The sequence below is a fragment of the Halosimplex amylolyticum genome, from assembly GCF_051414035.1.
In the GTDB taxonomy this organism is placed as follows: Archaea; Halobacteriota; Halobacteria; order Halobacteriales; family Haloarculaceae; genus Halosimplex; species Halosimplex amylolyticum.
Genome location: NZ_JBLKNW010000001.1, coordinates 227,080 through 253,387, shown reverse-complemented (window position 1 = coordinate 253,387; position 26,308 = coordinate 227,080). Strand labels below are relative to the sequence as shown.

27 protein-coding genes are annotated in these 26,308 nt (G+C 70.7%); 13 read left to right on the top strand and 14 right to left on the bottom strand.

Features of this window, described 5'->3' with window-relative positions; genetic code table 11:
* Nucleotides 1-145: 145 nt before the first annotated feature.
* The 3 genes from ftsZ to ACMGFE_RS01110 form a co-directional block, all read right to left on the bottom strand.
* Complete coding sequence (ftsZ, locus tag ACMGFE_RS01120) at nucleotides 146-1,318, bottom strand: cell division protein FtsZ (protein ID WP_436923124.1); 1,173 nt, start codon at nucleotides 1,316-1,318, stop codon at nucleotides 146-148.
* 346 nt (nucleotides 1,319-1,664) lie between these two features.
* Nucleotides 1,665-3,092: a D-aminoacyl-tRNA deacylase gene (locus ACMGFE_RS01115; RefSeq protein WP_436923122.1), complete on the bottom strand. Its 1,428-nt coding sequence runs from the start codon at nucleotides 3,090-3,092 to the stop codon at nucleotides 1,665-1,667.
* 1 nt (nucleotide 3,093) lies between these two features.
* On the bottom strand, nucleotides 3,094-4,506 hold the full coding sequence (locus ACMGFE_RS01110) for a calcium:cation antiporter family protein (protein ID WP_495849295.1): 1,413 nt from the start codon (nucleotides 4,504-4,506) through the stop codon (nucleotides 3,094-3,096).
* Between the two features lie 116 nt (nucleotides 4,507-4,622).
* Between ACMGFE_RS01110 and ACMGFE_RS01105 the strand changes: the two genes are divergently transcribed.
* The 5 genes from ACMGFE_RS01105 to ACMGFE_RS01085 all read left to right on the top strand — a co-directional run bounded on the left by ACMGFE_RS01105 (nucleotide 4,623) and on the right by ACMGFE_RS01085 (nucleotide 9,325).
* Complete coding sequence (locus tag ACMGFE_RS01105) at nucleotides 4,623-5,420, top strand: shikimate dehydrogenase (protein WP_436923121.1); 798 nt, start codon at nucleotides 4,623-4,625, stop codon at nucleotides 5,418-5,420.
* A 98-nt stretch (nucleotides 5,421-5,518) separates the two neighbouring features.
* Nucleotides 5,519-6,112 carry a helix-hairpin-helix domain-containing protein gene (locus ACMGFE_RS01100; RefSeq protein WP_436923120.1) on the top strand — a complete coding sequence of 198 codons (594 nt, stop codon included), beginning with the start codon at nucleotides 5,519-5,521 and terminating at the stop codon, nucleotides 6,110-6,112.
* A gap of 69 nt (nucleotides 6,113-6,181) precedes the next feature.
* On the top strand, nucleotides 6,182-7,693 hold the full coding sequence (gene pabB, locus ACMGFE_RS01095) for an aminodeoxychorismate synthase, component I (RefSeq protein ID WP_436923119.1): 1,512 nt from the start codon (nucleotides 6,182-6,184) through the stop codon (nucleotides 7,691-7,693).
* Nucleotides 7,686-8,393: an anthranilate synthase component II gene (locus tag ACMGFE_RS01090; protein ID WP_436923118.1), complete on the top strand. Its 708-nt coding sequence runs from the start codon at nucleotides 7,686-7,688 to the stop codon at nucleotides 8,391-8,393. Before pabB ends, ACMGFE_RS01090 begins: the two co-directional genes overlap by 8 nt.
* Nucleotides 8,394-8,416: 23 nt before the next feature.
* Nucleotides 8,417-9,325 carry an aminotransferase class IV gene (locus ACMGFE_RS01085; protein ID WP_436925136.1) on the top strand — a complete coding sequence of 303 codons (909 nt, stop codon included), beginning with the start codon at nucleotides 8,417-8,419 and terminating at the stop codon, nucleotides 9,323-9,325.
* A gap of 8 nt (nucleotides 9,326-9,333) precedes the next feature.
* On the opposite strand, the gene ACMGFE_RS01080 is transcribed toward ACMGFE_RS01085, so the two are convergent.
* A complete protein-coding gene (locus tag ACMGFE_RS01080) occupies nucleotides 9,334-10,410 on the bottom strand; it encodes a saccharopine dehydrogenase family protein (protein WP_436923116.1) in 1,077 nt (358 codons plus the stop codon).
* Between the two features lie 195 nt (nucleotides 10,411-10,605).
* Here ACMGFE_RS01080 and ACMGFE_RS01075 point away from each other — a divergent pair, with 195 nt between their 5' ends.
* Entirely contained in the window at nucleotides 10,606-11,676 is a 1,071-nt protein-coding gene (locus tag ACMGFE_RS01075; protein ID WP_436923115.1) for an ArsA family ATPase, read from the top strand.
* Between the two features lie 86 nt (nucleotides 11,677-11,762).
* Here the strand turns inward: ACMGFE_RS01075 and ACMGFE_RS01070 are convergent, their stop codons facing one another.
* The 3 genes from ACMGFE_RS01070 to ACMGFE_RS01060 form a co-directional block, all read right to left on the bottom strand.
* The gene (locus ACMGFE_RS01070; protein ID WP_436923114.1) at nucleotides 11,763-12,380 is read right to left on the bottom strand and encodes a DJ-1/PfpI family protein; all 618 of its coding nucleotides are present in this window, start codon (nucleotides 12,378-12,380) and stop codon (nucleotides 11,763-11,765) included.
* 77 nt (nucleotides 12,381-12,457) lie between these two features.
* Complete coding sequence (locus ACMGFE_RS01065) at nucleotides 12,458-13,780, bottom strand: glycerate kinase type-2 family protein (protein ID WP_436925135.1); 1,323 nt, start codon at nucleotides 13,778-13,780, stop codon at nucleotides 12,458-12,460.
* Between the two features lie 42 nt (nucleotides 13,781-13,822).
* Nucleotides 13,823-14,647, bottom strand: a complete 825-nt coding sequence (locus ACMGFE_RS01060; RefSeq protein WP_436923112.1) for an SDR family oxidoreductase — start codon at nucleotides 14,645-14,647, stop codon at nucleotides 13,823-13,825.
* A 132-nt stretch (nucleotides 14,648-14,779) separates the two neighbouring features.
* Here ACMGFE_RS01060 and ACMGFE_RS01055 point away from each other — a divergent pair, with 132 nt between their 5' ends.
* Nucleotides 14,780-15,343 (top strand): class I SAM-dependent methyltransferase, encoded by a 564-nt coding sequence (locus ACMGFE_RS01055; RefSeq protein WP_436923110.1) that lies wholly within the window; start codon nucleotides 14,780-14,782, stop codon nucleotides 15,341-15,343.
* An 18-nt stretch (nucleotides 15,344-15,361) separates the two neighbouring features.
* On the opposite strand, the gene ACMGFE_RS01050 is transcribed toward ACMGFE_RS01055, so the two are convergent.
* Nucleotides 15,362-16,207 (bottom strand): endonuclease V, encoded by an 846-nt coding sequence (locus tag ACMGFE_RS01050; RefSeq protein WP_436923108.1) that lies wholly within the window; start codon nucleotides 16,205-16,207, stop codon nucleotides 15,362-15,364.
* Nucleotides 16,207-17,136, bottom strand: a complete 930-nt coding sequence (locus tag ACMGFE_RS01045; protein WP_436923107.1) for a rhomboid family intramembrane serine protease — start codon at nucleotides 17,134-17,136, stop codon at nucleotides 16,207-16,209. Before ACMGFE_RS01045 ends, ACMGFE_RS01050 begins: the two co-directional genes overlap by 1 nt.
* A 162-nt stretch (nucleotides 17,137-17,298) precedes the next feature.
* Between ACMGFE_RS01045 and ACMGFE_RS01040 the strand changes: the two genes are divergently transcribed.
* Complete coding sequence (locus ACMGFE_RS01040; RefSeq protein WP_436923106.1) at nucleotides 17,299-17,874, top strand: response regulator; 576 nt, start codon at nucleotides 17,299-17,301, stop codon at nucleotides 17,872-17,874.
* 111 nt (nucleotides 17,875-17,985) lie between these two features.
* On the opposite strand, the gene ACMGFE_RS01035 is transcribed toward ACMGFE_RS01040, so the two are convergent.
* The 3 genes from ACMGFE_RS01035 to btuC form a co-directional block, all read right to left on the bottom strand.
* On the bottom strand, nucleotides 17,986-18,807 hold the full coding sequence (locus ACMGFE_RS01035) for a CAP domain-containing protein (protein WP_436923104.1): 822 nt from the start codon (nucleotides 18,805-18,807) through the stop codon (nucleotides 17,986-17,988).
* A gap of 92 nt (nucleotides 18,808-18,899) precedes the next feature.
* Nucleotides 18,900-20,267, bottom strand: a complete 1,368-nt coding sequence (locus tag ACMGFE_RS01030) for an ABC transporter ATP-binding protein (RefSeq protein ID WP_436925134.1) — start codon at nucleotides 20,265-20,267, stop codon at nucleotides 18,900-18,902.
* A gap of 137 nt (nucleotides 20,268-20,404) precedes the next feature.
* Entirely contained in the window at nucleotides 20,405-21,505 is a 1,101-nt protein-coding gene (gene btuC, locus ACMGFE_RS01025) for a vitamin B12 ABC transporter permease BtuC (RefSeq protein ID WP_436923102.1), read from the bottom strand.
* 62 nt (nucleotides 21,506-21,567) lie between these two features.
* Here btuC and ACMGFE_RS01020 point away from each other — a divergent pair, with 62 nt between their 5' ends.
* The 5 genes from ACMGFE_RS01020 to ACMGFE_RS01000 all read left to right on the top strand — a co-directional run bounded on the left by ACMGFE_RS01020 (nucleotide 21,568) and on the right by ACMGFE_RS01000 (nucleotide 25,609).
* Nucleotides 21,568-22,788 carry a PGF-CTERM-anchored ABC transporter substrate-binding protein gene (locus ACMGFE_RS01020; protein ID WP_436923100.1) on the top strand — a complete coding sequence of 407 codons (1,221 nt, stop codon included), beginning with the start codon at nucleotides 21,568-21,570 and terminating at the stop codon, nucleotides 22,786-22,788.
* Between the two features lie 161 nt (nucleotides 22,789-22,949).
* A complete protein-coding gene (gene srp19 / locus ACMGFE_RS01015; protein ID WP_436923098.1) occupies nucleotides 22,950-23,228 on the top strand; it encodes a signal recognition particle subunit SRP19 in 279 nt (92 codons plus the stop codon).
* 31 nt (nucleotides 23,229-23,259) lie between these two features.
* Entirely contained in the window at nucleotides 23,260-23,487 is a 228-nt protein-coding gene (locus ACMGFE_RS01010) for an H/ACA ribonucleoprotein complex subunit GAR1 (RefSeq protein ID WP_436923097.1), read from the top strand.
* Between the two features lie 69 nt (nucleotides 23,488-23,556).
* Nucleotides 23,557-24,714, top strand: coding sequence for a presenilin family intramembrane aspartyl protease PSH (locus ACMGFE_RS01005; RefSeq protein ID WP_436923096.1), 1,158 nt, complete (start codon nucleotides 23,557-23,559; stop codon nucleotides 24,712-24,714).
* An 82-nt stretch (nucleotides 24,715-24,796) separates the two neighbouring features.
* Nucleotides 24,797-25,609, top strand: coding sequence for an aldo/keto reductase (locus tag ACMGFE_RS01000; RefSeq protein ID WP_436923094.1), 813 nt, complete (start codon nucleotides 24,797-24,799; stop codon nucleotides 25,607-25,609).
* Between the two features lie 67 nt (nucleotides 25,610-25,676).
* Here ACMGFE_RS01000 and ACMGFE_RS00995 read toward each other — a convergent pair whose 3' ends face one another.
* Together ACMGFE_RS00995 and ACMGFE_RS00990 are read right to left on the bottom strand one after the other, a co-directional pair.
* Nucleotides 25,677-25,955, bottom strand: a complete 279-nt coding sequence (locus ACMGFE_RS00995) for a DUF7521 family protein (RefSeq protein WP_436923092.1) — start codon at nucleotides 25,953-25,955, stop codon at nucleotides 25,677-25,679.
* The gene (locus ACMGFE_RS00990; RefSeq protein ID WP_436923091.1) at nucleotides 25,948-26,307 is read right to left on the bottom strand and encodes a DUF7521 family protein; all 360 of its coding nucleotides are present in this window, start codon (nucleotides 26,305-26,307) and stop codon (nucleotides 25,948-25,950) included. The genes ACMGFE_RS00995 and ACMGFE_RS00990 overlap by 8 nt, the downstream gene beginning before the upstream one ends.
* Nucleotide 26,308 lies beyond the last annotated feature (1 nt).

Genomic DNA, 26,308 nt, shown 5'->3' with positions numbered 1-26,308 from the left:
GGTAAACCTTCCGAGGGAATCCGGGCGCTGTCCGCGACTTGCCCAGATGGCGAAGGGAGACACCGTATCTTTCGAACGCGGTGCCAGATAGAACAGCAGCGCTAGGAGAAAAAAGAGAACGGAGAATCCAGGCTACCGACAGCGATTACTCGACGTAGTCGATGTCGTCGCCGAGTTCCTTCGCGGCGCGCTCTTTCTCGGCTTCGCTCTTGCCGTAGATCTGCGGGCTCTCGACGCCGGTGACGACGATCATCGTCTCCATCTTGCCCTCGAACTCGTTGTTGACCGAGGCGCCCCAGATGATGCGGGCGTCGGGGTCGATGCGGTCGTAGATCTCCTCGACGACGCCCTCGGCCTCCTCGATGCTCATGTCGGGGCCGCCGACGACGTTGACGAGCGCGGAGTTCGCACCGTCGAACTCGACATCGAGCAGGGGTGAGCGCAGGGCCGAGCGGATGGAATCCTGGGCCTTGTTCTCGGAGTCTGACTCGCCGAGACCGATCATGGCGACGCCGCCGTTCTCCATGATCGTGCGAACGTCGGCGAAGTCGACGTTGACGAGGCCGGGCTTGGTGATCAGTTCGGTCATGCCCTTGACCGAGCGCATGAGGACGCGGTCGCAGATCTTGAACGCGTCCTGCAGGGGCATGCTCGGCGCGTAGTCGAGCAGGCGGTCGTTCGGCACGACGATGACGGTGTCGGAGACGGCCCGCAGCCGCTCCAGACCGGCGTCGGCGTTGGCACGGCGTCGCTCACCCTCCGCGGTGAAGGGGATCGTGACGATGGAGATGGTGAGCGCGCCGTTGTCCTGGGCGGCCTGGGCGACGACCGGCGCCGAACCGGTCCCGGTCCCGCCGCCGAGCCCCGCCGTCACGAACACCATGTCCGAGCCGTCGATGGACTGCTGGATGTCCTCGATGTTCTCCTGAGCCGCCTCCTCGCCGATCTTGGGCACCGAACCGGCGCCGCGACCGCCGGTACGTTTGCGCCCGATGAGGATCTTCGTGTCCGCCGCCACCTCGTCGGCGAGGTGCTGGGCGTCCGTGTTGGCCGCGACGAGCTTCGCCCCGTGGATCCCCTCTTCCATCATCCGCGTGACGGTGTTGCCGCCGGCGCCCCCGCAGCCGACGACGGTGATCTTCGTCTCCAGATCTTTGACGACGTCCGCCAGCTCCTCGTCGGACATCTGCCCCGACGTCGACATCTCCTCGGCCCCCGTCCGTCCGCCGCTCTCCTGTGTCTGTGCGGCGTCCTGCTGGCTCGCCGCTTCGCGCTCTTCCTCGGCCTCGTCGATCGCGTCGTCTATTATAGAGTCCATAATTTAAGTTTCCGTTGATGGCCAACATTTATTAACCTTCTCCCGTGCGTCAGACGCCTGACTGACGATTGGTAGCACGGCCGTACTCACGACTCCGCGGCCGTAAGCCCGCGTTACTAGCGGAAACGGTCGTCTCGGTCGATCTCCAGCTGAACCGCCGGTAACGCCGGTTCGGAGCCGGGTACGTTTCACGTGCAGATCACGTCCGTTCCACGTAAGCATCAGATGCTGGCGGTGCGCGATTCGAGTGCCGAGCGCGGTCGCTCCCAGGGACCGATCGAAACGAGCGTGACAGAACGGCGCTGGCGCTACGTGGTGGAGTCTCTGGAGTCTGCCCGCGTGTGCGTCACTCCGTCGCGAGGTCGCCGAGGGAGAAGCGGTGTTCGCGGTCGACGTGCACGACCGAGGGGTCGATCCGGTCGCCTTCGACCGTGACCGCCTCGCCCTCCGCGAGTTTCCCGAACTTCGGGCCGTCCGGTATGCCGAGCGTACGGGCGCGGTCGGGGTCGAACGCCGTCTCGCGAGCGACGACGGTCTCGCCCTCGCGCTCGACAGCGTCGTATCGCTCTTCGAGAACGGCCACCAGTTCGTCGACGAGCGCCGCGGCGTCGTGGTCGGCGTCGACGACCGCCCGACCGCCGAGGCGAGTCCCGCCCTCGGTCGTCTCGTAGGCGACCGTCGCCGCCTCGACCGCGGCGCGCGTCGCCTCGGGGTCGACGCCCTCGGCCGCGGCGACTACCTCCTCCGGCAGGTCGATCACGGAGCGTTCGCGATCCGGATCGGCGGAATCGTCGCTGAGGAGGCTGTCGCGCTCGGTCTCCGTCGCCCGGTCGCCGAACCGGGCGCCCTCGCCGACGGGACCCAGGCGGTCCTCGACGGCCTCGACCAGCGCGAGCGGGACGCCCGCGGTCTCCCGGACCCACGTCTCGCTCACGACGCGATAGCCCAGGTCGGCGACGACTCGCTTCAGGTCCGGTCGGTCGCCCTCGACGACGCCGTAGTCGGCGGCGCTGGCCTCGAACGCGCGCTCGATCACGTCGCGGTTGGCGTCGGGGTCGCCCATCGCGTCGAGACACCAGTCCGCCGCGACGTGGCCGACCGACCAGTCGGTCTCGCGGACAATCCGTTCGAACCGCGGGGCGTAGTGGCCGCCGCCGAAGCCGACGAGATGGCGGCGGCCGCCGTTCTCGCGGGGCGCGTCGGGGAGGACGGTCCGGAGTTCGAGGATGGCGCGCGCGACGGCCTCCGCCGCGTCGGGGTCTTCCCACTGCGGTTCGTCGCTGCCCACCTCGACGAACATCGAGGGGACGCCGACCGCCGTCGGGCCGTGGTGCGTGCACTCGACGCCGACTTCGTAGCCCGGCGGCGCGTGCGCCTCGAGCGCTTCGACCACACGGCTGTGGGCGTTCGGGCACGCTCGCGCGAAGTGGCCGGTCTCCCCGCCGTACTCGGCGGGACCGAAGTTGCCGGTCGGATGGGCAGTCAGGAGCTCGTCCGTCTCGCCGGCGTGACGGGAGGCGAAGACGAGCAGGTCCGGCTCGCGGAACGCATCCTCGTCGTCCACGCGCCCGAACGCGTCGCCCGCGTTTTCGAGGCGGAGGTGCAGGTCGTCGAACTCGCGGAGTTCGACCGAGTCGGCGCGATAGACGGTCCCGCCGCCGTCGGCGTCCGACCGGCTCCCGTCGGTGTGTTCGGTCCAGTCGGCGACGTCGCGCAGGCGCTCGCCGACGTGGACGGACGCGGAGTCGGCGCGGGAGACGACGACGGCGAGCATCTCAGTCGGCGTACTCCGGATGCACCGGTTCGCGGCCGAGCGCGGTCCGGCCGGCGTCGGCGGCGAGGCCGAGCATCTCTCTGAGCGCCTCGCGGCGGACGGCGAACAGCGCCGTCCCGATGAGCACGTACGCGACCGCGTAGACGAGCAGGAGTTCGTAGCTCGTCAGCGGGAGCGCGACGATGTCGCGGATGATGACGAACTCCAGGAGCACCTGTGAGATGAAGAGGACGAAGATGGTCAGCGCCTCGCGGACGCTGATCTCGAAGTTGACGAGGATGGCCAGCGCGAAGTACGACTGGGCGGCCGTGATCCAGATCTCGGCGGCCTGCTTGGCGTCGAACGGCAACACGCCGTACTGGCCGTATGCCAGCGAGAACACGACCGAGAGCGTCCCGATGAGCAGCGTCCACTGGTTGAGCTTCGACGAGATGAGCGCGTTGAACCCGGCGGTCGAACGCGCCTTGTTCACGAGGACGACCACGACGATGAGCTCCGGGGACTCGCTGGCCAGCGGCGCGATCCACTGGATCATGAAGAACTCGGGGATACCGTTCTCGACGCCGATCGTCTCCAGGCCGTGCGCGAACGGCTCGACCGCGGTGAAGATCATCGCGCCGGAGTAGCCGAACAGCGCGAGCACCACCATCGGCCGCCAGGGCAGCGACCACTGCTGGAAGTAGTTCGGGACGCCGACGTGGTCTTCCTCGGCGTCGACGTCGCCGCGGATGATGATCCCGATGTAGGTGACGTAGAGGCCGACGAGCAAGAGCGTGTCCAGCGCGTCGATGCCACCGCCGAGCGGCACGAAGAAGGCCCAGGCGGTCGCAAGGAAGAGGAAGGCGACCTCCGTCGCGATGGCGCGGTCGAGGGTGACGGCGTCCGAGAGCCACCCCTCGCGGTCGCGGACCGCCGCGTCGCGGGTCTTGGCGGCCCGCCAGACCGTGAAGACGGCGATGCCGGCCCAGCCGATACCGATGAGGATGCGGTTCGCGCCGGTCATGTTCGCGACGGCGAGGTTGGCGTCGTGACAGGCCCGGGCGAGCTGCGACTCGCCGTTCTCTATGGTCGCGGCCGTGAGCTCTCCGCAGGCAGCCGTCGTCGCGCCGCCCGCCCCCGCGTTCCAGGCGTACAGCGCGTCGACCGCGTACTCCGGGGCCACGGCGAGCACCGCGAGGACGGCGATGGCGAACGCCCGCGGCACGTCTTTCTCTGCCGTTTCAGCGCCCCACGCGAGCAGGAACGAGGCGCCGAGGACGGCGACGCCGCTGACCGCGACGGTCAGGACGACGCCCAGTTCCTCGTGGGTCGGTACCACCGGGAGCGCGGCGCCGCCGAAGAAGACGACGACCCAGCCCGCGGTGAGCGCCACTGCGGCGGCGACCTGCACCAGTGGGTGACTGAGACGACTCACTACCGATGGGGAGGCCGTGTCTGTATGAAATAGTTGCGGAAGGCAGACGCCCGACTGCGCCTCGAGCGTTGCGGCCGGAACGCATCGATTATGTCGGCCGCTCCACAGAGACCGGTATGGACGTCTACGGACTCATCGGCAACCCGGTGGGCCACTCGCTGTCCCCGCCGATGCACGAGGCGGGCTACGAGGCGCTCGGCCTCGACGCTCGCTACGTCACGTTCGAACCGCCGAAAGACGGCGCCGCGGCCGCGGTCGAGGGCGCCGACGACCTGGGCGTCGCCGGCCTCAACGTCACCATCCCGTTCAAACAGGACGTGCTCGCGGCGGTCGAACCCGACTCGCTCGCGCGGCGCATCGGCGCGGTCAACACCGTCGACTTCTCCGGCGCGGACCCGACCGGTCACAACACCGACGCAGTCGGCGCGACGCGCGCGCTCCGCGCCCACGACGTGGCGCTCTCGGGGACGGCGGTCGTCGTCGGTGCCGGCGGCGCCGGGCGCGCGGTCGCCTTCGGCCTGGCCGACGAGGGGATGGAGGTCCGCGTCGCCAACCGCACGGAGTCGAAGGCCCACGAACTGGCCGACGACGTGCCAGAGGCGACCGGCCACGGGCTCGACGCGCTCGGAGACCTGCTCGCGGACGCGGACGTGTTGGTCAACGCGACCAGCGTCGGCATGGAGGAAGACGCCACGCCGGTCCCCGCGGAGGCGTTGCACTCGGATCTCGGCGTTCTCGACGCGGTGTATCGACCGCTGGAGACGCGGCTCCTCCGGGACGCCGAGCGGGCAGGGGCGACGACGGTCGACGGCGCCTGGATGCTCCTCTACCAGGGAGTCGAGGCGTTCGAACGCTGGACCGGACGGGAGGCGCCCGTCGACGAGATGAACGAAGCGCTCCGCTCGCGGCTCTGAATCGACGACGTCTCTTCCGAACGCGGAATGGGCTGGCGGATCCCGCGCTCGTCGGGTGGCTGAAAGAGGTTAAGTGATGGGGTCCGCTATTGCCAGTTATGGGGCTTATCGAGCGTATCAAATCTGCACTCGGGCTGGGCACCTCTACGTCGAGTTCTCAGTCTGCACCGTCCTCCACAGACGGCCCGTCTCCGGGCGATGGCGTCGACGTGACCGTCGAACACGAACCGGCGACCGCCAGCGAAGACGCGGTCAAGGGGACCGACACCGCCGGCGACGCCGGGTCGACCGCCGAGGGCGAATCGACGACCGACGCCGGATCGCCGGACGCGGAGACCGAATCCGCCAGCGGAACCGACCAGGTCGACGCCGACACGCCGCCGGAGGGGGACGACGCCGCGGAACTGATCGAGGAGGCCGAATCGACCGAGGGGGACGAACCGGACGCCGCGTCCGCGGAGAACGAGACCGACGAGGCTGCCGACGCGGGCCCAGACCCGGAGGAACCGGCACCGGACGCCGAGCTCGAGGACATCAAGGGGATCGGTCCGACGTACGCAGAGCGACTGCGGGGAGCGGGCGTCGACGGCGTCGGGGGGCTCGCCGCGTCGGATCCCGCGGAGATCGCCGAGGAGACCGACATCGCCGAGTCGCGCGTCGAGAACTGGGTCGAGCAGGCGAAGCTCTACTGACGCGGTCGGCCCGGTCGTCGCGAGCGACGACCGCAAAACGGTTACTTTCCCCGGTGTTCTGTGCACTCGATGACCGAGCCACGGGTCGTGACCGACAGGGAGGCCTTCGAGCGCGCCGCGGCGGCGGGGCCGCCGGGCGCCCGCGTCCCCGTCGAGGTCCGCGTCTCCGTGGCCGACCCGTTCGACGCCTACCGCCGGGCCCGCGACGGCCCCGGCGGGTTCCACCTCGAGACCACCGGCGGCCAGTCCGGCTGGGGCTACTTCGGCGTCGACCCCGTCGACCGCCTGACTGTCGAACCCGACGACGTCCCCGACGCGCCGAGCGGCGAGTCCCCGGCCATCGCGGCGCTCGTCGACCGGCTCGATCGGGAGTCGCTGGCCCGCGGCGACTGCGACGTGCCCTACCCCTGCGGCGCCGTCGGCTGGCTCTCCTACGACGTGGCCCGCGAACTCGAGGACCTGCCCGAGAGCGCCGATCCCGACCGCGAACTGCCGCGCCTCCAGATCGGCGTCTACGACCGCCTCGCAGCCTGGGAAGCGCCCCGCGACGGCGAGACGACGCTCCGGATCACGGCCTGTCCGCCCGTCGGCGGCGACGCGCCCGACGCGCAGGAACCGGGCGACGCCTACGAGTACGGCCGCGACCGCGCGCTCGCCCTCGCCCGGTCGGCGATCGAGGGCGACCCCGCGGTCGGCGACCCGCCGGTGGCGACCGACGAGGCGCGCTTCGAGAGCGACTGCGGCCGGGCGGCGTTTGCCGACCGCGTCCGGCGCGTCAAGCAGTATATCCGCGACGGCGACACGTTCCAGGCGAACGTCTCCCAGCGGCTCACCGCCCCGGCGGCCGTCCACCCGGTCGCGGCCTTCGACGCTCTCCGGAGCGTGAACCCCGCGCCGTACTCCGCGCTGCTTGAGTTCCCCGGCGTCGACCTGGTGAGCGCGAGCCCCGAGTTGCTGCTGGAGCGAGAGGCCGAGCGCCTGGTCACCGAACCGATCGCGGGGACGCGCCCCCGTGGCGACACGCCCGAAGAGGACGAGTTCCTCGCGGAGGACCTCACCACCGACGAGAAAGAGCGCGCCGAGCACGCGATGCTGGTCGACCTCGAACGCAACGACCTCGGGAAGGTCAGCGAGTACGGGACCGTCGAGGTGAGCGAGTACCGACGCGTCGACCGCTACTCCGAGGTGATGCACCTCGTCTCGCTCGTCGAGGGGCGCCTGCGCCCGGAACACGATCTCGGCGACGCCGTCGCCGCCGTGTTCCCGGGCGGCACCATCACCGGCGCGCCGAAACCCCGGACGATGGAGATCATCGACGAGGTCGAGTCGACGCGGAGGGGGCCCTACACCGGGAGCATCGGCATCTTCGGGTTCGACGGGCGGGCGACCCTCAACATCGTGATCCGGACGCTCGTCCGCTACGGCGAGGAGTACCACCTCCGCGTCGGGGCCGGGATCGTCCACGATTCGGTCCCCGACCGCGAGTACGAGGAGACGCTCGACAAGGGCCGCGCGCTCGTCACGGCCGTCGACGAAGCGCTCGGCGACCGCGCCGCGTTCACGGTGGAGGACCATGACTGACCCGTCCGCGCCGGACGCCGCCGCCGGCGCTCCAGACGAGTCGCTGACCGCGGACGCGACGGCCGTCGATACGGTCGACGAGATGACCGTCCTCGTCGTCGACAACTACGACTCCTTCGCCTACAACCTCGTCCAGTACGTCGGCGAGATCGTCACGACCGCCGACTGGCTCCCCGAGGTCGTCGACGGCGAGGTTGTCGTCCGCCGCAACGACGCGATCGACGCGGCCGGGATCCGACAGCTCGACCCCGACGCCATCGTCGTCTCCCCCGGCCCGGGCACGCCCGAGGAGGCGGGCGTCTCGATGCCGATCTTCCGCGAACTCGACTACCCGACGCTCGGGGTCTGTCTCGGCCACCAGGCGCTCTGCGCGGTCAACGGCGCGCCAGTCCGCCACGCCGAGGCGGTGGTCCACGGCAAGCCCTCGTCGATCAGCCACGACGGCCGCGGCATCTTCGCGAACCTGCCCGACCGCTTCGAGGTCGGCCGGTACCACTCGCTGGCCGTCGAGCGGGCGGACCTGCCCGACTGCCTGACCGAGACCGCCCACACTGACGACGAGGCGGGGGTCGTGATGGGCGTCCGCCACGACGAGCGCCCCCACGTCGGCGTCCAGTTCCACCCCGAGAGCATCCTCACGGAGCACGGGAAACAGATGGTCGAGAGCTTCTGTCGCACCGCGCTGGAGGGACCGCTGTGAGCGGCGAGAGAGACGGCGAGGAGCTGACCTACCACGTGAACGGCGACCTCGTGCCCGCGAGCGAGGCGACTGTCTCCGTCCGGGACCGCGGGTTCATGTACGGCGACGGCGCCTTCGAGACCCTGCGGGTCTACGGCGGGGCGCCCTTCGAGTGGGACGCCCACCGCGACCGCCTCCAGCGGACGGCCGAGACGCTCGGCTTCGCCGACGCCGTTCCCGACGACCTGCGCGAGCGAGTCGACGAGACGCTCGCCGCGAACGACCTGGCGGAGGCGTACCTGAAAGTCTCGGTCACGCGGGGCGTCCAGCCCGGGAAACTCACGCCAGACGCCGACGTGGACCCGACGGTCGTCGTCTACGTCTCGCCGCTCGGCCGCGGCGGGGTCGACGGCGAACCGGTCTGGGACGGCCCGGCGACGGTCCAGACCGTCCGGACGCGCCGGCCGCCCGACGAGTCGTTCCCGGCCGACGCCAAGACGCACAACTACCTGCCCGGGATCCTCGCGCGTCTCGAACTCCGCCGGGCAGCGACGGCCGAGTTCGCCGCCGACGAGGCCGTGATGCGGACCACCGACGGCTACCTCGCCGAGGGCGCGACGAGCAACCTCTTCTTCGTCGACGGGGGCGTCCTGAAGACCCCGACCGCCGACCTGCCGATCCTGCCCGGGATCACCCGCTCGGTCGTGCTGGACCTCGCCGAGGACGAGGGGTTCTCGGTGCGCACGAGCCGGTACACGCTCGACGACCTGCGCGACGCCGACGAGGTGTTCCTCACCAACTCCACGTGGGAGATCCGGCCCGTCACCGGCGTCGACGGCATCGACGTCGGCGTCGGCCCAATGACGAAACTCCTCGCCCGACTGTACGACGAGCGCGTCGAACGGGAGCACTACGGCGGCGGGAGCGGCGAAGACGAGGCTCGCGACGAGTAGAGGGCCGATCAGGCCGATTTCTGGACCGCCTCGACGGGGTCGTCCGTCCGTTCGACGCCGTCGATATCGAGGATCAGGTCGGGTCCGTAGGCCCCCGCCGGGGTCTGGAACCCCACGGGGGCGTCGCCGTCGACGGCGCGGCCGGCGATTTCGACCGCCGTGAGTTTCGTCAGTCGGTAGGTTTCGGGCGCGACGAGTCGCGAGACAGCCCGCTCGCCGTCGGTCGTCTCGGCCTCGCCCCAGACGTAGCTCCGTCCCTCTCTGCGGGTGCGTTCGTCGGGGCCGTCGACGCGGGCGTCGACCAGCCGTTCCAGCGCGGATTTGACGGCGCCGGTCCGCGCGAGCGGACCGAAATAGCGGCCGAGGCGGAGGGCGTGGAGCGCCCACGACGGGACGGCCATGTAGACTTCGACGGTGCCGATCCCGGTCGTGTGGTACGCCGTCGACACGTCGCCCCAGGGGATCGTCGTCGCCGAGCGCTCGCCGTTCCCGAAGTCGATCCGGCGGGTCCGCCAGGCCGACGGGACCTGCTCGATCCGCCCCTCCCGTCGGGCCGCACCGCCCTCGCCGAGGCTCCCGACCATCGTCCGCGCGGTCCCCGGCGAGATGCCGCCGGAGGCCTCGAACCCCAGCGCGAGTCGGTCGGCGTCGGGGAGCCGGTCGGCGAGGTGGGCCGCCAGACAGTCCGTGGGCACCACGTCGAAGCCGACGCCCGGCAGGACCATCACGCCCGCTTCTCGGGCCTCCTCGTCGTAGCCGGCGAGGCGTTCGAACACCTCGATCTCCCCGGTGATGTCGAGGTAGTGGGTCCCGGTCCGGAGACACCCCTCGACCATCGGTTGGGCGGTGTCCGCGAACGGGCCGGCGCAGTGGAGGACAGCGTCGACCTCGTCCAGCGCGTGGTCGACCAGTCGCGGTTCGTCGAGCGAGAAGACGCGCTCCTCGCACTTCTGTCGGATCGCCTGGTTCTCGACGGCGTTGCGGTCGCGCCCGGCGACCATCACGTGCAGTCCGCGGTCGAGCGCTTCGTCGACTATCAGGGATCCCGTGTACCCGTACGACCCGTAGACGAGGAGATCGGCCATGCCCCCGGTTCGCCGGGTGCGAGGAAAAGGGTATGGTGTAGAGGGTCCGTGGCGCGTCGGCCGGAGCGCACGAGACCGGGGCGACGAACGGCGGACGACCGGGCGGCCGCGGTGACGAGGATAGCGGCCGCGTCCCGGGGGTCGACGCTCACCAGGACCGACGGGTACATCCGTCCCGGGAGTCCAACCGAACGCATGAGCGACATCGACGTCGAAGCTGTCGACGACATCGACGACGCGGCGGTCCCCGCGGGAGTCGACGCTCCGGAGTACGTCCTCTACGGGGGGAAAGGCGGCGTGGGGAAGACGACGATGGCCGCCGCGACGGCGCTGGCGAGCGCCCGCGACGGCACCGCGACGCTGGTCGTCTCGACCGACCCGGCCCACTCCCTCTCGGACACCCTCGAAACCGAGATCCCGGCCGAACCCGCGCAGATCCGCGAGGACGTCCCCCTCTACGCGGCCGAGATCGACCCCGAGGCGGCGCTGGAAGACGGTCCGTTCGCCGACGACGGCGGCGGAGTCGGCGGTGCCGGCGGCGCGCTGGGCGGGCTGGGCGGGATGCTCGGCGACGCTGGCGAGGAGATGGTCGACCCCCTCGGCGGGTCGATGCCCGGCGCGGACGAGGCCGCCGCCATTCGACTGCTCATCCGCTACATGGACGACCCGCGGTTCGACCGGGTCGTCGTCGACACCGCGCCGACGGGACACACCCTCCGCCTGCTCGAACTCCCCGACGTGATGGACTCGATGGTCGGGAAGATCCTCTCGCTGCGCGAGCGCATGGGCGGGATGATGGAGAACCTCGGCGGGATGTTCGGCGGCGACGACGAGGACGTCGACCCCGAGGAGGGGCTGGACGACCTGCGCGTCCTCAGCGACCGCATCGAGCAACTGCGCGCCGTGCTTCAGGACCCGACCCAGACCGACTTCCGCGTCGTGATGGTCCCCGAGGAGCTGTCGGTGCTCGAATCCGAGCGACTGCTCTCCCGCCTGGACGAGTTCGACGTGCCCGTCGGGACGGTCGTCGTCAACCGCGTCATGCAGGACCTGGCCGACGTGGCCGACGTGGACGCCGACTGGTTCGTCTCGCCGAGCCTCGACGACTGCGAGTTCTGCCAGCGGCGCTGGTCGGTCCAGCGCGAGGCGCTCTCGCGCTCGCAGGACGTCTTCCGCGGCCACGACGTCCGCCGCGTCCCGCTGTTCGCCGACGAGGTGCGCGGCGAGCGGGCGCTCAAAGTCGTCGCGGCCTGTCTGGAAGAGTAGCGGTCGCGGCGCGTCTCGGTGGATAGCGCGTCGCGGCGTACCTCGAAGAGTAGCGGACGGTCGCAGTGCGACTCGAAGCGTAGTCCCTAACTGCGGTACACGTCGGTGCTGCGCTCGTACTCCATCGCGTCCTCGACGTCGAAGGCGACTTCGTGGCCCCACTCGCGCTCGACGAGCCACAGCGCGGCGTCGATGCCGGCGGTGATCCCCCCGGCGGTCACCACGTCGCCGTCGTCCACGACGCGGGCGTCGATCACCTCGGCGTCGGTCTCGCGCAGGTCGTCGAGCGCGCTCCGGTGGGTCACCGCGGGCCGGCCGTCGAGCAGTCCCGCCGCCGCCAGGACCATCGCGCCGGTGCAGACCGAGAGAATCGTCGCGCCGCGCTCGTGAATCGTCCGAATCGCGTCGAGGACCTCCTCGTCGCTGGCTAGCGCCCGGGCGCCAGCGTCCTCGTCGCCGTCGTTCCACCCGCCGCCGGGGACGACGAGGTAGTCGAGTGCGGCGTCCGCAGTGAAGACGCCGTCCGGTTCCACGCGGAGGTCGTACGCGGCGGTGACGCGGTCGGTCTCGGCGGTCGCCAGCAGGTCCACCGTCCAGTCCGCGCCCGCCGTCCGGGCGTTCTGGAACACCTCGTAGGGACCGATCGCGTCCAGTTCCTCGAAGCCCTCGAAGGCGAGGATGCCCAGCGAAGCGGCGTCGCTCATCGACCGACGCTACCCGCGAGACGACCGAAAAGCTACCGGCCGAACGGGGCTTGCCAGCGACCCGGCGAGTCGACTCGTCACTCGACCAGCAACACGCGCAGGTCGTTGACGTTCGTCCCGGTCCGGCCGGTCCGCACGAGCGCGCCGCGGTCGGCGAGGAACGGTTCGGCGGCGTTGTCGGCCAGCGCGTCGCGCGCCGCGGCGGCCGACGCAGCGTCCCCGATCGTCTCCCAGTCCACGAGCGCACCTGCCGCGCCGGTGCCTCCGTCTCTCCCGTCCGTGTCGACGGCCCCCAGCACCGCGTCGTCGGGGAGTTCCAGGGCCGCGCGGAGCGCGAACTCCTGGTTCGGCCCACCGGAGCCGTCGCCGCGGACGGTCACCGTCGTCTCGCCGCCCGAGAGGACGACCGCGGGCGGTTCGAGCGGGTTGCCGGTCGCCGCGACCTCCTCGGCGACGGCGGCGTGGGCCAGTCCCTGCTCGCGGGCCTCGCCGCGAATCCGCGAGGAGAGCACTGCGGTCTCGTACCCTGCATCGTCGGCCACCGCGCGGGCGGCGTCGAGCGCCGTCCACGCGTCCGCGAGCAGGTGATAGCGGACGTGCGAGAAGTCGGCGTCCGGACCGGGCGTCTCTGCTCGATCGCCGGCCGCACCCGCCTGGAGGTGCGCCCGGACTTCCGGGGGGAGGCCGAGGTCGTAGCGGTCGAGGACGGCGAGCGCGTCGTCGAACGTCGTCGGGTCGGGCGCGGTGGGGCCGCTGGCGATCACGCCCGGGTCGTCGCCCACCACGTCGCTGAACGCGAGCGTGACGACCGTCGCCGGGGCGGCCGCGGCCGCCAGCCGCCCGCCCTTGAGCGCCGAGAGGTGCTTGCGAACCGCGTTGATCTCGTCGATCGCCGCGCCGGCTTCCAGCAACGCGGCGGTGGTCTCTCGCACGTCGCCCAGCGAGAGATCGCCGGCGGGGGCGGGGAGGAGCGCGCTCCCGCCTCCGGTGATCACCGCGAAGACGAGCGTGCGCTCGCCCGCGGCGGTGGCCCGTTCACGGACTCGGCGCGCACCCGCAGCGCCCGCCTCGTCCGGTACCGGGTGGGAGCCTTCGACGACCTCCACCCGCTCGGTGTCGACCGGGTCGTCGGTGACGACGATCCCCCCGTCGACGGCGTCGCCGAGGCGGTCGTCGAGCGCGCCTGCCACCTGTCCGGCCGCCTTGCCGCCGCCGAGGACGAGGACCTCGTCGTAGGACCGCAGGTCGTACACCTCGCCCGTGATGCGGAGCTGATCGCCCGACAGCGAGAGCGCGTCGGCCAGGACGCGCTCGGGCCGAGCGGCCTCGATCCCGGCTTCGAGACAGTCGAGGACGACCTCGTGGGCCGCGGTGCGGGCCAGACCGTCGCGGTCGCGCACGTCGACCACGTCAGATCGCCCCCGGCCCGCGGGCGGCCATCCTCAGGTCACCACCCAGCGCACGAGTCGGTAGGCCGCGTCGCGCCAGCGGTCGGGGAGATGGCGCGTCGCGATCATGACGCTCGCGAGCGTCCCGACGGGGTAGCGGGGGTCCGGGTCCGAGGCGCAGGCGGCGTCGCCGATGACCGCCGCGACCTCCGAGGGGTGGACGCCGAAGTCGTTCCCGCTCCCGAGCACGTCCGTGTCCTCCTGGACGCTGTAGAGGTCGTGGTACGCCCCGGAGCGCTCCAGGCGGTCGAACTCCGTCTCGGCCCGGTCGCCGAACGCCGTCGCGACGGGACCGGGTTCGACCAGCACGACGTCGATCCCGAAGTCCTCGACCTCGACGCGGAGCGCGTCGCTCATCGCCTCCAGGGCGAACTTCGACCCGCTGTAGGCGCCGGTGCCGCCCGTCGCGACCCGCCCCTGGACGCTGGAGACGTTGACGATCGTCCCCGACCCGCGCTTGCGCATGTGCGGGAGGACCGCCCGGGTCAGCCGGTGGGGACCGTAGACGTTCACGTCGAACTGGTCGCGGACCGCCTCGACTGGTACGTCCTCGATCGGTCCGTACTGGGCGTAGCCCGCGTTGTTGACCAGGCAGTCGATGCGACCGGTCTCCGCGGCGATCCGGTCGACGACGCGCTCGACGTCGGCGTCGCTGGTCACGTCGAGTTCGGCCGTCTCACACCCCGCCTCCGCGAGGTCGGCCACGTCGTCGGTGTCACGAGCCGTCGCGTAGACCGTCCACTCCCGTCGCAGGAAGTCGACGGCGGTCGCGCGTCCGATCCCGGACGAGGACCCCGTTATCAGCGCCGTCTTCGTCATGTCCCCGACGACGAACGCCCACCAGTTAAGTCTCCGCCGTCCAACGCTCCCGAGACGGCGCTGCGGAGTGGGCGTCGACGCTCGCCGCGCGGCACGGGAGCTATTTCACGGCGCGGCGACAACGACGACACCATGGGCCACCACACGTTCCCCGCCGAGGACGCGGACAAACTGGAAGACGCCGCGCGACGCTATCGCCACTGTTCGGCAGAGGAGCTCTACTGGGCGCTCGACCCCGACGCGGAAGACAGCGTCGTGGACCTCGGGAGCGGCACCGGCTTCTACACCGACGACGTGGCCCCCCACGTCGGCGAGGTGTACGCCCTCGACGTGCAGGAGGCGATGCACGACCGCTACCGCGAGAAGGGCGTCCCCGAGAACGTGCGCCTCGTCACGAGCGGTGCGGACGAGTTGCCGTTCGACGACGGCGCGCTCGACGCGGCGTTCGCGACGATGACGTACCACGAACTCCCCGACGCGGCGGTCGAGGAAGTCGCCCGCGTCCTCTGTCCGGGTGGTCGGTTCGCAATCGTCGACTGGACCGCCGAGGGCGCGGGCGCGAGCGGTCCGCCGGTCGAAGAGCGCTACGACGCCGACCACGCGGCCGCCGCGCTCGACGACGCGGGATTCACCGTCGAGTTCCGGGCGACCCGCTCGGAGACGTTCGTGCTCGTCGGCGTCCGCGACGGGGCGTAACGCGGTGGCGGCGGCCGCCTACAGATTCTCGCGCACGTCGGCTTTCACGTCGTCCGCGTACTTGTCGGCGAGGCGGGTCGGTTCGGGGAGTTTGTACTCGCTCGCGCAGGCCAGCGCGATATCGGATGCGGTGTCGGCGCTCACGCGGTGGCCGGGACTGACGATCAGCGGGTTGACGTACCGGTCCGCGTTCTCGAACTGACGCGTCTGGACGGCGTCGCCGATGTGGGTCCCTGGTTCGGCGGTCTCAACGTCCGCGTCGGCCTCGATGGCGACGCGCGCGCCCTGGGGGAGTTTCCGGTCGAGCGACTCTCGCGGGGTGCCACAGAGCAGGCTCTTGGCGACCCCGACCGCGGGGAGGTCGAGGGTGACGCCGACGTGGGTGGCGATGCCGGCCTCCCGGAAGTGGATGCGGCCGCTCCCGTCGAGCAGCGCGAGGTCGGGGTCGCGCGAGAGCAGGTCGAACGCCGAGAGGATGGCGTTCCCTTCCCGGAAGCTCAGCAGTCCGGGGATGTAGGGGATCTCCACCGGTTCGACGGCGTAGGCGCGCTCGACGACCTCGCCGCCCTGCAAGAGCACGATCGCGCTGACCGCGTGGTCGTCGACGAACGACTGGTCGACGCCAGCGACCAGCGGCGGATCGGCGGCCTGGCCCTCGCCGATCTCGTCGCCGTCCGCGTCCACGTCGGCGAGACTCGTCTGTTCGTCGTCGGTGGCGACCGCGTCGTCGCCGCAGACCGCCGCGGGATCGACGGGGGGGTCGTCCGCGAAGACGGCGACCTCGGCGATCTCCCGCTGGAGGGACTCCATATCCTCGCGGGAGAGGGAGGCGTCGGGGACGAACTCGGGACGGACGACTTCCATCAGAACGGGCCGCGGCCGCCGGGGCCGCCCGGTCCGCCCGGTCCGCGACCGCCGGCGCCGAACTGGAGCTGGTTCGGTACGCGACGACGGCCCTTCACGTGCTGGCCGTAGAGCAGGCCGATCCCGAGGCCGAGGAGGTGGGCGAGCTGCGCCGTCCCGCCGGCACCGATGCCGACGCTGAGGATCTGGAACACCGTCCAGCCGGTGTATCCGACGGTCAACAGCCACAGCGGGACCGGGAGGATGAAGTACAGGTACACCCGGAGGTTGGGGTTCAGCACCGTGAGCACGCCCATGACGGCGAGGGCCGCGCCGCTGGCCCCGAGGACGCCGGGGGCGAAGGCGGGGATGCCGCCGTTCTGGAGTATCTGGAAGCCGACCTGTCCGAGGCCGGCGAGCGCACCGCTCCCGAGGAAGAGCAGCGTGAAGTCTCTCGACCCGACGTAGTCCTCGACGATGCGGCCGAAGAAGTAGATCACGATGCTGTTGATCCCGATGTGCGCCAGCGATCCCGGTGCGTGGGCGAAGATCGAGGTGAACCACGTCCAGACGTACTCGGGGTGGCTGGGCCGGAGGACGAACAGCGCCTGGTGGAGGTCCTGTGAGATCCCGAGGAGCACGACGTGCTGGAGCAGGAAGGTGATCCACATCGCCCCCAGGAAGACGTAGGTCATGTTGCCGCGGAAGTAGCCGAGCGGGCCGCCGGGACCGGTGTCGATCCCGAGGCGGTCGCGAATGCCGCCGCCAGCGTCGTCGTCGACGCTGTCGTCGAAGCCGCTGTCGAAGACCCCACCGGGGTCGGACCAGTTGTCCAGCCCCGGACAGCCGTGGTTCTCCGGGAGGCGGTGTTCCGCACAGAACGTGCCGCCGCAGTGGCGACACTGGTACGGCATGTTCTCCTGTTTGCCGCACTCGTCGCACCTCGACATTACCCGGTCTTGGAAGGGTACCGGCAAAGGGATTGTGTTTGGCCGTGTCCGCAGCGCCCTTCCCGCGCGGGCCGACGCGGACCGGACGCAGACGGCCTGACGGTCCCAACACGTCGAGCGACACCCACGCACTTACATAGTATCATCGCGTCATCTCCCCCCGTGAACGAGACGAGTCCCGGACCGCGGGTCCTCATCGTCGACGACGATGCAGAGGTCGCCGACGTCTACGCGCTCCGCCTCCGTGACGAATACGACACGGAGACGGCCTACGGCGGGGAAGAGGCGCTGGAGGTCGTCGACGAGTCCGTCGACGTCGTGTTGCTGGACAGGCGGATGCCGCAGGTGTCGGGCGACGACGTGCTCGCCGCGATCCGCGAGCGGGGGCTCGACACCCGCGTGATCATGATCACCGCCGTCGACCCGGACTTCGACATCGTCGACATGCCGTTCGACGACTACCTCTGCAAGCCAGTACAGAAGGGCGACCTCGTCGCCGCCATCGAACAGCAACTGACGGCCAGTCGCTACGACGAGCGCCTCACGGAGTATCTCGAGGTGACCTCGAAGGTCGTCCTGCTCGAAGCGGAGAAGAGCGAACCGGAACTCGACGCCAGCGACGACGTTGCCGACCTGCGCGAGCGCGCCGAGTGCCTGCGCGAGGAGATCGACGAGGCGCTCGCCGAGTTCGACGACTTCGAAGCGGCGTTCAACGAGATCAGTCGCCACGCTGAGTGACAGTTTTGCGGCCCGACAGTCGGAGAAAACGGATGACAGGGAGCGACTGCTGCGGTAACGAGGAGGGTGTCCAGGTCCGGAATCCGTGTGTAACCGGACTCGACGCGCCGGTCAGCAGAAGTCGGCGGTGACGAACACGTCGCCGCGCCGGGTGATGTCGACGCCGACGCCCACCTGGGTGGCGTTCGGTCGGACGAGGCGCGGTCGGTAGGTCGACGTGTTCCACCAGCCGTCGACGATGGCGTCTGCCACGGCGCTCTCGTCCCCGTTGAAGCGGCGCTCGCCGTCCACGCGGTACGGTTCGCCGGCGACGGTCCGCCCGACGGCTTCGAGCGCGTTGTCGTCGGCGGTCACGAGCGAGTTCCCGTCGGGAGCGGACCAGCGGCAGCGCTCGTAGAGCCCGTTTTCGTGGTATCGGTCGGCGCTGTTCTGCCCGTCGATCCGGTGGATCGCCTCGTCGATGTCGGCCATGCGGACGCTGTGTCCGCGGGCCATCTCGACCAGGCTGTCCACGCGACCCCCTTCGAGTTCGAGCCGGTCGAGACCCCGGTCCGCCCGGCGATCGTTGATGTACTCGCCGACGAGGCGCTCGACTTCCTCTTCGTCGAAGGACTCGGCCGGGACGTCGGTCAACGCCGGCGTCGGCGTCGCGGTCGGCGTCGGCGTCGGCGTCGGGGTGAGCGTCGGATACGGCGTCGGCGTGGCCGTCACCGTCCCCCCGTTCGCCCCGGTGTCAGTCCCCGCTGTCGACCCCTCCGGCGTGGGCTCGAGCGTCGGCAACGGCGTCGCTTCCACGGCAGTTGGCGTCGACTCGTCTCCGACGACCGGCGCGTCCGGCTGTGTCAGCGCCGCACCGACGAGGACAGCGACGACGATCAGCGCGACGAGGCCGCCCCCCGCGACCAGTAGCGTCGGCTTGTTCACGTCCGCCATAGTCGGGGGTGAGTCCGCCTCCCAATAACTGTTGCGTCCACGACAGGCGAGCGAATCCCACGAATGGACTCGGTCGCTCGCGGCGAGCGCTCTCAGTCGTCCGCCTCGACGGGCCGGTCGAGCGCCGCACGGATGCCGGCCGTCACGGTGGCAGGCGTGGCCGCGACGGCGGCGTCGACCGCGGAGTCGGACCCGTCAGGTTCGGTCGCCGGGGCGTCCTCGGCGTCGAGGTTCGGCCGGTCAGCCGCATCGGTCGCGTCCGTCTGTTCCGCCGCACCAGACGCGCCGGTCGTATCCGCCGCATCGGCAGCGTCGGTCGCGTCCGCAGCGTCGGTCGCGTTAGCAGGATCGGTCGCGCTCGTTGCTCCGCCACTCCCTGCCGCCACCCGGACGACGGCGTCGTGGTCGCGGGCGAGCGCCCGGAGGGAGGTCGCGACCGGTTCGACGACGACCACCGCGTCGGCGGCCGACAGCAGCGCGCGCGCGTCGGCCTCGACGTCGGCGTCGAGCGCCGCGAACGCCGGCGCGGTCACCGTCTCCGCGGCGAGTTCGCGGGCAGTCGCCGCCGCCACGTCGCCCTCCGGGACGGCGCCGACGGTGACCGTCGCGCCCGCCTCCACCAGCGCCGCGACGGTCCGCGCGGTCGCGGCGCCCGTGCCGACGACGTGGACCGTCCGGTCGAGGTCGCCGGATTCCGCGAGCGGCGTGACGGCCGGCGTCCCCGTCACCGGGTTGGGCAGGACGGCCGCCTCCGTGTCGAAGGCGGTTCCGAGGTGCTCGGCAGTGAGGACCTCCGCGGGCGGCCCGACCGCCAGCAGGTCGCCGTCGGCGAGGACTGCCAGCCGGTCGCAAAAGCGCGCCGCGAGATCCAGGTCGTGGATGGCCGCGAGCGCCGCCTTGCCCTCGGTGTCGACCAGTTCGCGGACGAGTTCGAGCGTCCGCACCTGGTGGTTCACGTCCAGGCTCGCCGTCGGTTCGTCGAGCACGAGCGCCGGCGTCTCCTGCGCGAGCGCTCGCGCGAGGACGACGCGCTGGCGCTCGCCGCCGCTGAGCGAGGCGATCGAACGGTCGCGAAAGCGCGTCGTCTCGGTCCGGTCGAGCGCGCGCTCGACCGCTTCGCCGGCGTCGGGGTCGCCGCTGAACCGGCCGTGATACGGCGTCCGCCCCATCTCGACGACGTCCTCGACGGTGAACTCGAAGGCGACCGTCGTGTCCTGGGGCACCGTCGCGACCCGGCGACTCGCTGCTCTCGCCGACAGGTCCGCGACCCGTTCGCCGGCGACCCGGACCGAACCCCCGTCCGGGTCGAGGACGCCGTTTATCGCCTTCAGCAGGGTCGTCTTCCCGGCCCCGTTGGGGCCGACGAGGCCAACGAACTCGCCCGCCGCGACGGACAGCGACACGTCCTCCACCACCTCCACGTCGCCGTAGCTCAGCGAGACGCCGTCGACGCCGATCAACGGATCGTCGGTCGATCGAGCCGCGTCGCGGGCCACGGCCGGTCGCGCTTCGCGGCCGTCCGCGAACGCGTCCGTACGCCTTTCGTCGCGTTCGGCGTCGTCGAGGAGATCGGCGAGCGGGTCGGGCAGATCGGGGGTCACAGCGAGTGCACCTCCCGCGTCCGGAGGAGATAGAGGAAAAAGGGCGCGCCCAGCGCGGCGGTGACGATGCCGACGGGGACCTCGACGCTGCCGGCGCGGGCGACGGTGTCGGTCGCGACGAGGAAGGCGGCGCCCGCGATGGCGCTGGTCGGGAGCAGGATCCGGTGGTCCGGCCCCACGACGAGACGCATCATGTGCGGGACGACGAGGCCGACGAAGCCGATCGCTCCAGCGACGGCCACGGCCGCGGCCGTGGCGACGCTCGACACGGCGAGCAGGATCCGCTTCGTGCGTTCGACCTCGATCCCGAGCGTGTGGGCGTCCTCCTCGCCGAGCAAGAGGACGTTCAGGTCGCGCGTGTACGCCACGAGGACCGCGAAACAGGCCAGCGCCACCGGGAGGGTCACGGCCACGTCCGACCACGCGGCGTTGTGGAGCCGCCCCATCAGCCAGTACAGCGCCTGTTCGAGGCTCTCGCCGGCCTGCAGGAGGAGATACGAGACGACCGCGCCGAGGAACGTCTGGATCGCGACGCCGGCGAGGAGGAGGGTCGCGACGGGGGTCCGCCCGCTCTCGGTGGCGATGACGTAGACGGCGAAGGCCGTGACGACCGCGCCGACGAACGCGGCGGCCTGAATGCTGAACGGCCCGGAGAACGACAGCGCGATCGTGGCGACGGCGCCGACCGCGGCGCCCGAGGAGACGCCGATGATCGAGGGGTCGGCCATCGGGTTGCGGAAGAAGCCCTGCATCACCGTCCCGGCCGACGCCAGCGCGAGTCCGACGGTCGCCCCGAGGGCGATTCGGGGCAAGCGGATCCGCCGGACGATGGTCTCGTCGGTCGAATCGAGGGGGAACGAGAAGAGGTACGTGTAGGAGAGGTCCGGGACCGGAACGGAGAACCCGCTGCCGAAGAAGGCGACGGTGCCGCTCGCGAGGCGGACGCCGGTGGGGACCCCGACGGCGTTAAGGGTGGCTTTCGCGACCGCCGGGAGCGAGACCGTCACGGGGCCGATCGTCGCGCTCACGAGGACGACCGCCATCAGCAGTCCGGTCAGTCCCGCCGACCACCCGGCCGCCCTGGTCCGCACGTTCATGGTCATCAAGTCTGGTTGCAGTAGGTAAGTATTTATTGCATAGAGGCACAGCCACAGACGCCATGAGAGACGCGACAGCAGTCGTCGGTGCCGCGCTGGTGCTCGTCACCGCGTTCGGGGCGGTCGCGACCCCGGCGGCGGGTGTGGGTGCCGAAACGGGTGCAGCGAGCGCGAGTGCGAGCGGTCTCGCGGACTCGCACTGCACCTATCCGATGACGCTCACCGACGCGACCGGAGCGGAGGTAACGATCGAAGAGGACCCCGACAGACTCGTCGCGCTCGCGCCGAGTGCGGGACAGATCCTCTGGAGCATCGGCGCGCAAGACGAAGTCGTCGGGATGCCGCAGGACTACAACCTGGGGTACCTGAACGACACCGAGGGCAAGACCGACGTCGTGCAGGACGACGGGACGGTCATCACCGAGGCGGTCGTCGGGGCCGAACCGGACCTCGTGCTCGCGCCGAACGTCGTCTCGAACGAGACCGTCCAGAGCCTGCGCGACAGCGGGCTGACGGTCTACCGGTTCGAGAGACCCGACAACCTGGAAGACGTCTACACCAAGATCCAGCTATACGGCCGACTCACCGGTAACTACGACGAGGCCGGACAGGTCAGCGCCCGGATGCAGGGGCAGGTCCAGGCCGTCCGCGACGCCGTGAGCGAGGAGGAGAACCCCCGCGTGTTCTTCTCGCTCGGTGGCGGGTGGACCTCCGGCGAAGACACCTTCATCGGGCAGCTGATCGAAGCGGCCGGCGGCGACAACATCGCCGCGGGCGAGATCAACACCACTAACGGGTACGGCCAGCTCAGCGACGAGGTCGTCGCCCAGAAGGATCCCGAGTGGATCATCCAGAACGGTAAGTTCGGCACGGTGCCGAAGACCGCCGCGTTCAACCAATCGACGGCCGTCCAGGAGGACAACATCGTCCGGGTGAACCGCCACTTCATGAGCCAGAACGGGCCCCGGAACGTCCAGCCGCTGAAGAAGATGGCCCAGGCGTTCCACCCCGGGGCCTACGAGAGCGTCGACTTCTCGGCCGCGGAGACGCCGGAACCGGTCTCCTGTACGACGCCGACGCCGTCGCCGACCGCGACGCCGACGGCTACCGACGGGACGACCTCGATGGGCGACTCGACGGCCACGCCGGAGACCGGCGCCACGCCGACCGACACCGAGTCGCCGGTCGCCGAGACGACCAGTGACGGCGGCCCCGGCTTCACGGCCGCGACCGCGCTCGTCGCGCTGCTGGCCGGCGCGCTGTTCACGCGTCGCCGCCGGTAGGACGGCGAAGCGCGGTCGTCGGGAGGACGGCGACCACGCATCGACACCGATAGGACGGCGGTCACGCGGTCGTCGAGAGGACCGACGCGAACCGGACGTTTTTCGCGGGAGGGCGCGCCGACCGGAAAGACCCTTACGTAGGCGGGTTCTCAGGGCCGCGTATGGTCGAGAACGTCATCTGGCCGGCGGCGCTCGACGCCACCCGCACTCGAAGCGAGGGGCGTCGCGTGTCGGCGGATCTGGCGGTCCCGGAGCCGACGGTCGACGAGATCGCACAGGCCGTCCAGCAGGTCGGCTACGACGCCGTGATCGAGCGCGACAAGACGTATCCTCGCGAGTACGACCCCCGCGGGCGCGTGCTCGTCAAGGACGCCGACGACGCGAGCAAGTCCGACCTCCTGGGGGCCGTCGCCGCGTACCTGGACGTCATCCGCGAATGAACGCCGCAGACCACCGCGGAGGGACCCCTCCGTGAGACGCGTCGGCGAGGTCGTCCGGATCGCCCAGCACCTCGCGATCGTCCGCGCGCCGGACGCCGACCACGTCGACATCGGCACGCCGGTCGTCGACGAGAACCTCGACGGCCTGGGCCGCGTCGTGGACGTGTTCGGCCCGGTCGACCGCCCGTATCTCGCGGTTACTACCGACGACGACGTGCATGCGCCCGCCCTCGTCGGCACGCCGCTGTACGCGCGGTGAGCGCCGGGTCGCCGCGACGGCGCGCGGGCCCGTCGTAACCCTCAAACGGGTCGTGGGCGAGGTGTGCACATGGACCAGCGGACGCGCGCGTACGTCGCTTCGGGGGGAATCGTCGGGATCTTCGTGCTCGTGCAACTCGGCGCCCTCGCGCTGGTCGGACCGTTCCAGGACGCCGGCTACCAGGCCGTCGAGGACCCGGACAACCCGACGAACAGCCTCGTCTACGTGGCGTTCATCCTCGTGATGACGGGCGTCATGCTGGCGATCATCCGCTTCGGCGTCGACTGGATCCTGCGCCTGTTGCTCGTCGGCACCGGCGCGTACGTCGGGCTGTTCGTCCTGCGCGTGCTCGTCCCGCCGGTCGTGACGGTGCCGGTCGGCCCCGTCGAACTCAACGCCGTCGCGTGGGCCGGCGCCGCCGCCCTCGGACTCGCCCTGTGGTTCCACCCCGAGTGGTACGTCATCGACGCCGCGGGGATCGTGATGGGCGCCGGCGCCGCGGCGCTGTTCGGGATCAGCTTCGGGGTGCTCCCCGCACTGATTCTCCTGACCGTGCTGGCCGTCTACGACGCCATCAGCGTCTACGGCACCGAGCACATGCTCACGCTCGCCTCCGGCGTGATGGACCTCAAAGTCCCCATCGTCCTCGTCGTCCCTCTGTCGCTGTCGTACTCGTACCTCGACGGGGAGCTGCCCGACCCCGTCGGCGACGACGGGGACGAAAGCGGGAACGACGAGCGAGCGGACGCGGAAGTGAGTGCGGACGTGGACGAGGACGTGGACGTGGACGCGAATGCGGACGAGCGCGCTCGAGCGGTCGAGACAGACGGCTCGGACGGACGGCGAACCGAAGCGAACGGTCGAGACGGCGAGGCAGTCTGGGAGGACGAGGCAGAGGCCGGGGACCTCGACGTCGAGCGGGAAGCGCTGTTCATCGGCCTCGGCGACGCGGTGATCCCGACCGTCCTCGTGGCGAGCGCGGCGTTTTTCGCCCCCGACACCGTCCCGACGGTCGACCTGCTGGGGATCCCCGCGACGCTCCCGGCCCTCACGGCGATGGTCGGGACCGCCGCCGGACTGGTCGTCCTGCTGTGGATGGTCCTCAAGGGCCGCCCCCACGCCGGACTCCCGTTGCTGAACGGCGGCACCATCGCCGGCTACCTGCTCGGCGCGCTCGCGAGCGGGCTGACGCTCGCGCAGGCGACCGGGGTCGCGCCGTATCTCTGAGGGCGGGCCGGTGCGGGCGCGAGAACCGGAAGATCCGACGGTAGACAGAACAGTCAAACCGGCGTCGCCACAACACCGGGCTATGCCGCTCGATTCTCTGCCGCGACTCGGACTCGGCACGTACTCCGACGACAACCGCGACCAGTGGCGCGAGAACGTCAGCACCGCCCTCGACGTGGGCTTTCGCCACGTCGACACCGCACAGGTCTACGAGAACGAGCAGTACGTCGGCCAGGGGATCCGGGACAGCGGCGTCGACCGCGACGACCTCTGGCTCTCGACGAAGACCGTCCACCACGACGTGCCGCCCGAACCCGGGCAGGTCCCCGAGGCCATCGACGGCTGTCTCGACCGGCTCGGCGTCGACGCGGTGGACCTGCTGTACGTCCACTGGCCCTCCGGTATCTACAGCCACGAGGAGGTCCTGCCGGCGTTCGAGGCCGCCTACGAGGAGGGCAAGACCCGACACGTCGGCCTCTCGAACTTCACCCCCGAACTCCTCGACGAGGCCCGCGAGTTCCTCGACGTGCCGCTGTACGCCCACCAGGTTGAGATGCATCCCCTCCTCCCACAGGAGGAACTGGTCGAGTACGCCCAGGAGCACGACCACTGGCTGGTGGCGTACTCGCCGCTGGGGAAGGGCGCGGCGCTCGAAGCGCCCGAGGTGCAGGACGTGGCGGAGAAGCACGATGCGACGCCGGCCCAGGTCAGCCTCGCGTGGGTCCTCTCGCACGACAACGTCGCCGCCATCCCGAAGGCGAGCAGCCGCGAGCACATGGAGCAGAACCTCGCCGCCCAGGACCTCGAACTGGACGACGAAGACATCGAGCGCATCGACTCCATCGAACGGCGCCACCGGGAGATCGACGCCGATCACGGCCCCTGGAACTGGTAGGATCGACACCCGAGACAGATGACACCCTCGACAGACGACGACACCCGGGCCGGCGGCCGAACGCCGGTCACCGGAGGAACGAACGCAGGAGGACGAGGAAGCCGACGCCGATGGCGACGGACTCGACGATGTGAACCTGCGGGAGCGAGAGCGCCGTCAACTGGAAGAGGAGCCCCTCGAGGAGGACGCCGACAGTGATGATCGCGAACCCCGCGGTGGCGTCCCGAAGATAGCGCGTCCCCGACGCGCGGTAGGCGCGGTAGCTGACGAGCGTCGTCGCCGCGCCGAGCGCGAACACGATCGCCCTGGTTGCGGTGAGTACCACGGTGCTGCCGGCGTCACTCATTGTTTCCGTCACCGCCGTCGGGATCGCCGGGAACCGACCGGTTCCCGGCGACCGTCCGCTCGCCCTCCGCGCGGTCGGCGGTCGGCTGGAGCCCGTACAGCGAGTAGAGGATGAAGACCATCCCGACGGCGACGATGCCGGTCTGGATGGCGCTGGCCGGGAAGATGTCCATGCCGACGACGTCGAAGAGCACGCCCTCGATGACCGCGCCGAAACTGATGAAGGTGAAGCCGACGGCCACGTAGAGCATCGGCTCGCTCCCGTGGACGCGATAGCCGCGGTACGCCTGGTACGCGATGAGGAAGCCGAGCCCCATCGTGACGAGCTTCGCGATGACGAGTTCGATGTGCATT

Coding starts and splice junctions, on each gene's coding strand:
- ACMGFE_RS01090 (WP_436923118.1), top strand. CDS start 7,686: ATGACTGACCCGTCCGCGCCGGACGCCGCCGCCGGCGCTCCAGACGAG.
- ACMGFE_RS01050 (WP_436923108.1), bottom strand. CDS start 16,207: ATGGAAGTCGTCCGTCCCGAGTTCGTCCCCGACGCCTCCCTCTCCCGC.
- ACMGFE_RS01005 (WP_436923096.1), top strand. CDS start 23,557: ATGGACCAGCGGACGCGCGCGTACGTCGCTTCGGGGGGAATCGTCGGG.
- btuC (WP_436923102.1), bottom strand. CDS start 21,505: ATGAACGTGCGGACCAGGGCGGCCGGGTGGTCGGCGGGACTGACCGGA.
- ACMGFE_RS01045 (WP_436923107.1), bottom strand. CDS start 17,136: ATGTCGAGGTGCGACGAGTGCGGCAAACAGGAGAACATGCCGTACCAG.
- srp19 (WP_436923098.1), top strand. CDS start 22,950: ATGGTCGAGAACGTCATCTGGCCGGCGGCGCTCGACGCCACCCGCACT.
- ACMGFE_RS01080 (WP_436923116.1), bottom strand. CDS start 10,410: ATGGCCGATCTCCTCGTCTACGGGTCGTACGGGTACACGGGATCCCTG.
- ACMGFE_RS01070 (WP_436923114.1), bottom strand. CDS start 12,380: ATGAGCGACGCCGCTTCGCTGGGCATCCTCGCCTTCGAGGGCTTCGAG.
- ACMGFE_RS01000 (WP_436923094.1), top strand. CDS start 24,797: ATGCCGCTCGATTCTCTGCCGCGACTCGGACTCGGCACGTACTCCGAC.
- ACMGFE_RS01060 (WP_436923112.1), bottom strand. CDS start 14,647: ATGACGAAGACGGCGCTGATAACGGGGTCCTCGTCCGGGATCGGACGC.
- ACMGFE_RS01100 (WP_436923120.1), top strand. CDS start 5,519: ATGGGGCTTATCGAGCGTATCAAATCTGCACTCGGGCTGGGCACCTCT.
- ACMGFE_RS01115 (WP_436923122.1), bottom strand. CDS start 3,092: ATGCTCGCCGTCGTCGTCTCCCGCGCCGACTCCGCGTCCGTCCACGTC.
- ftsZ (WP_436923124.1), bottom strand. CDS start 1,318: ATGGACTCTATAATAGACGACGCGATCGACGAGGCCGAGGAAGAGCGC.
- ACMGFE_RS01075 (WP_436923115.1), top strand. CDS start 10,606: ATGAGCGACATCGACGTCGAAGCTGTCGACGACATCGACGACGCGGCG.
- ACMGFE_RS01035 (WP_436923104.1), bottom strand. CDS start 18,807: ATGGCGGACGTGAACAAGCCGACGCTACTGGTCGCGGGGGGCGGCCTC.
- ACMGFE_RS00995 (WP_436923092.1), bottom strand. CDS start 25,955: ATGAGTGACGCCGGCAGCACCGTGGTACTCACCGCAACCAGGGCGATC.
- ACMGFE_RS01020 (WP_436923100.1), top strand. CDS start 21,568: ATGAGAGACGCGACAGCAGTCGTCGGTGCCGCGCTGGTGCTCGTCACC.
- ACMGFE_RS00990 (WP_436923091.1), bottom strand. CDS start 26,307: ATGCACATCGAACTCGTCATCGCGAAGCTCGTCACGATGGGGCTCGGC.
- pabB (WP_436923119.1), top strand. CDS start 6,182: ATGACCGAGCCACGGGTCGTGACCGACAGGGAGGCCTTCGAGCGCGCC.
- ACMGFE_RS01055 (WP_436923110.1), top strand. CDS start 14,780: ATGGGCCACCACACGTTCCCCGCCGAGGACGCGGACAAACTGGAAGAC.
- ACMGFE_RS01105 (WP_436923121.1), top strand. CDS start 4,623: ATGGACGTCTACGGACTCATCGGCAACCCGGTGGGCCACTCGCTGTCC.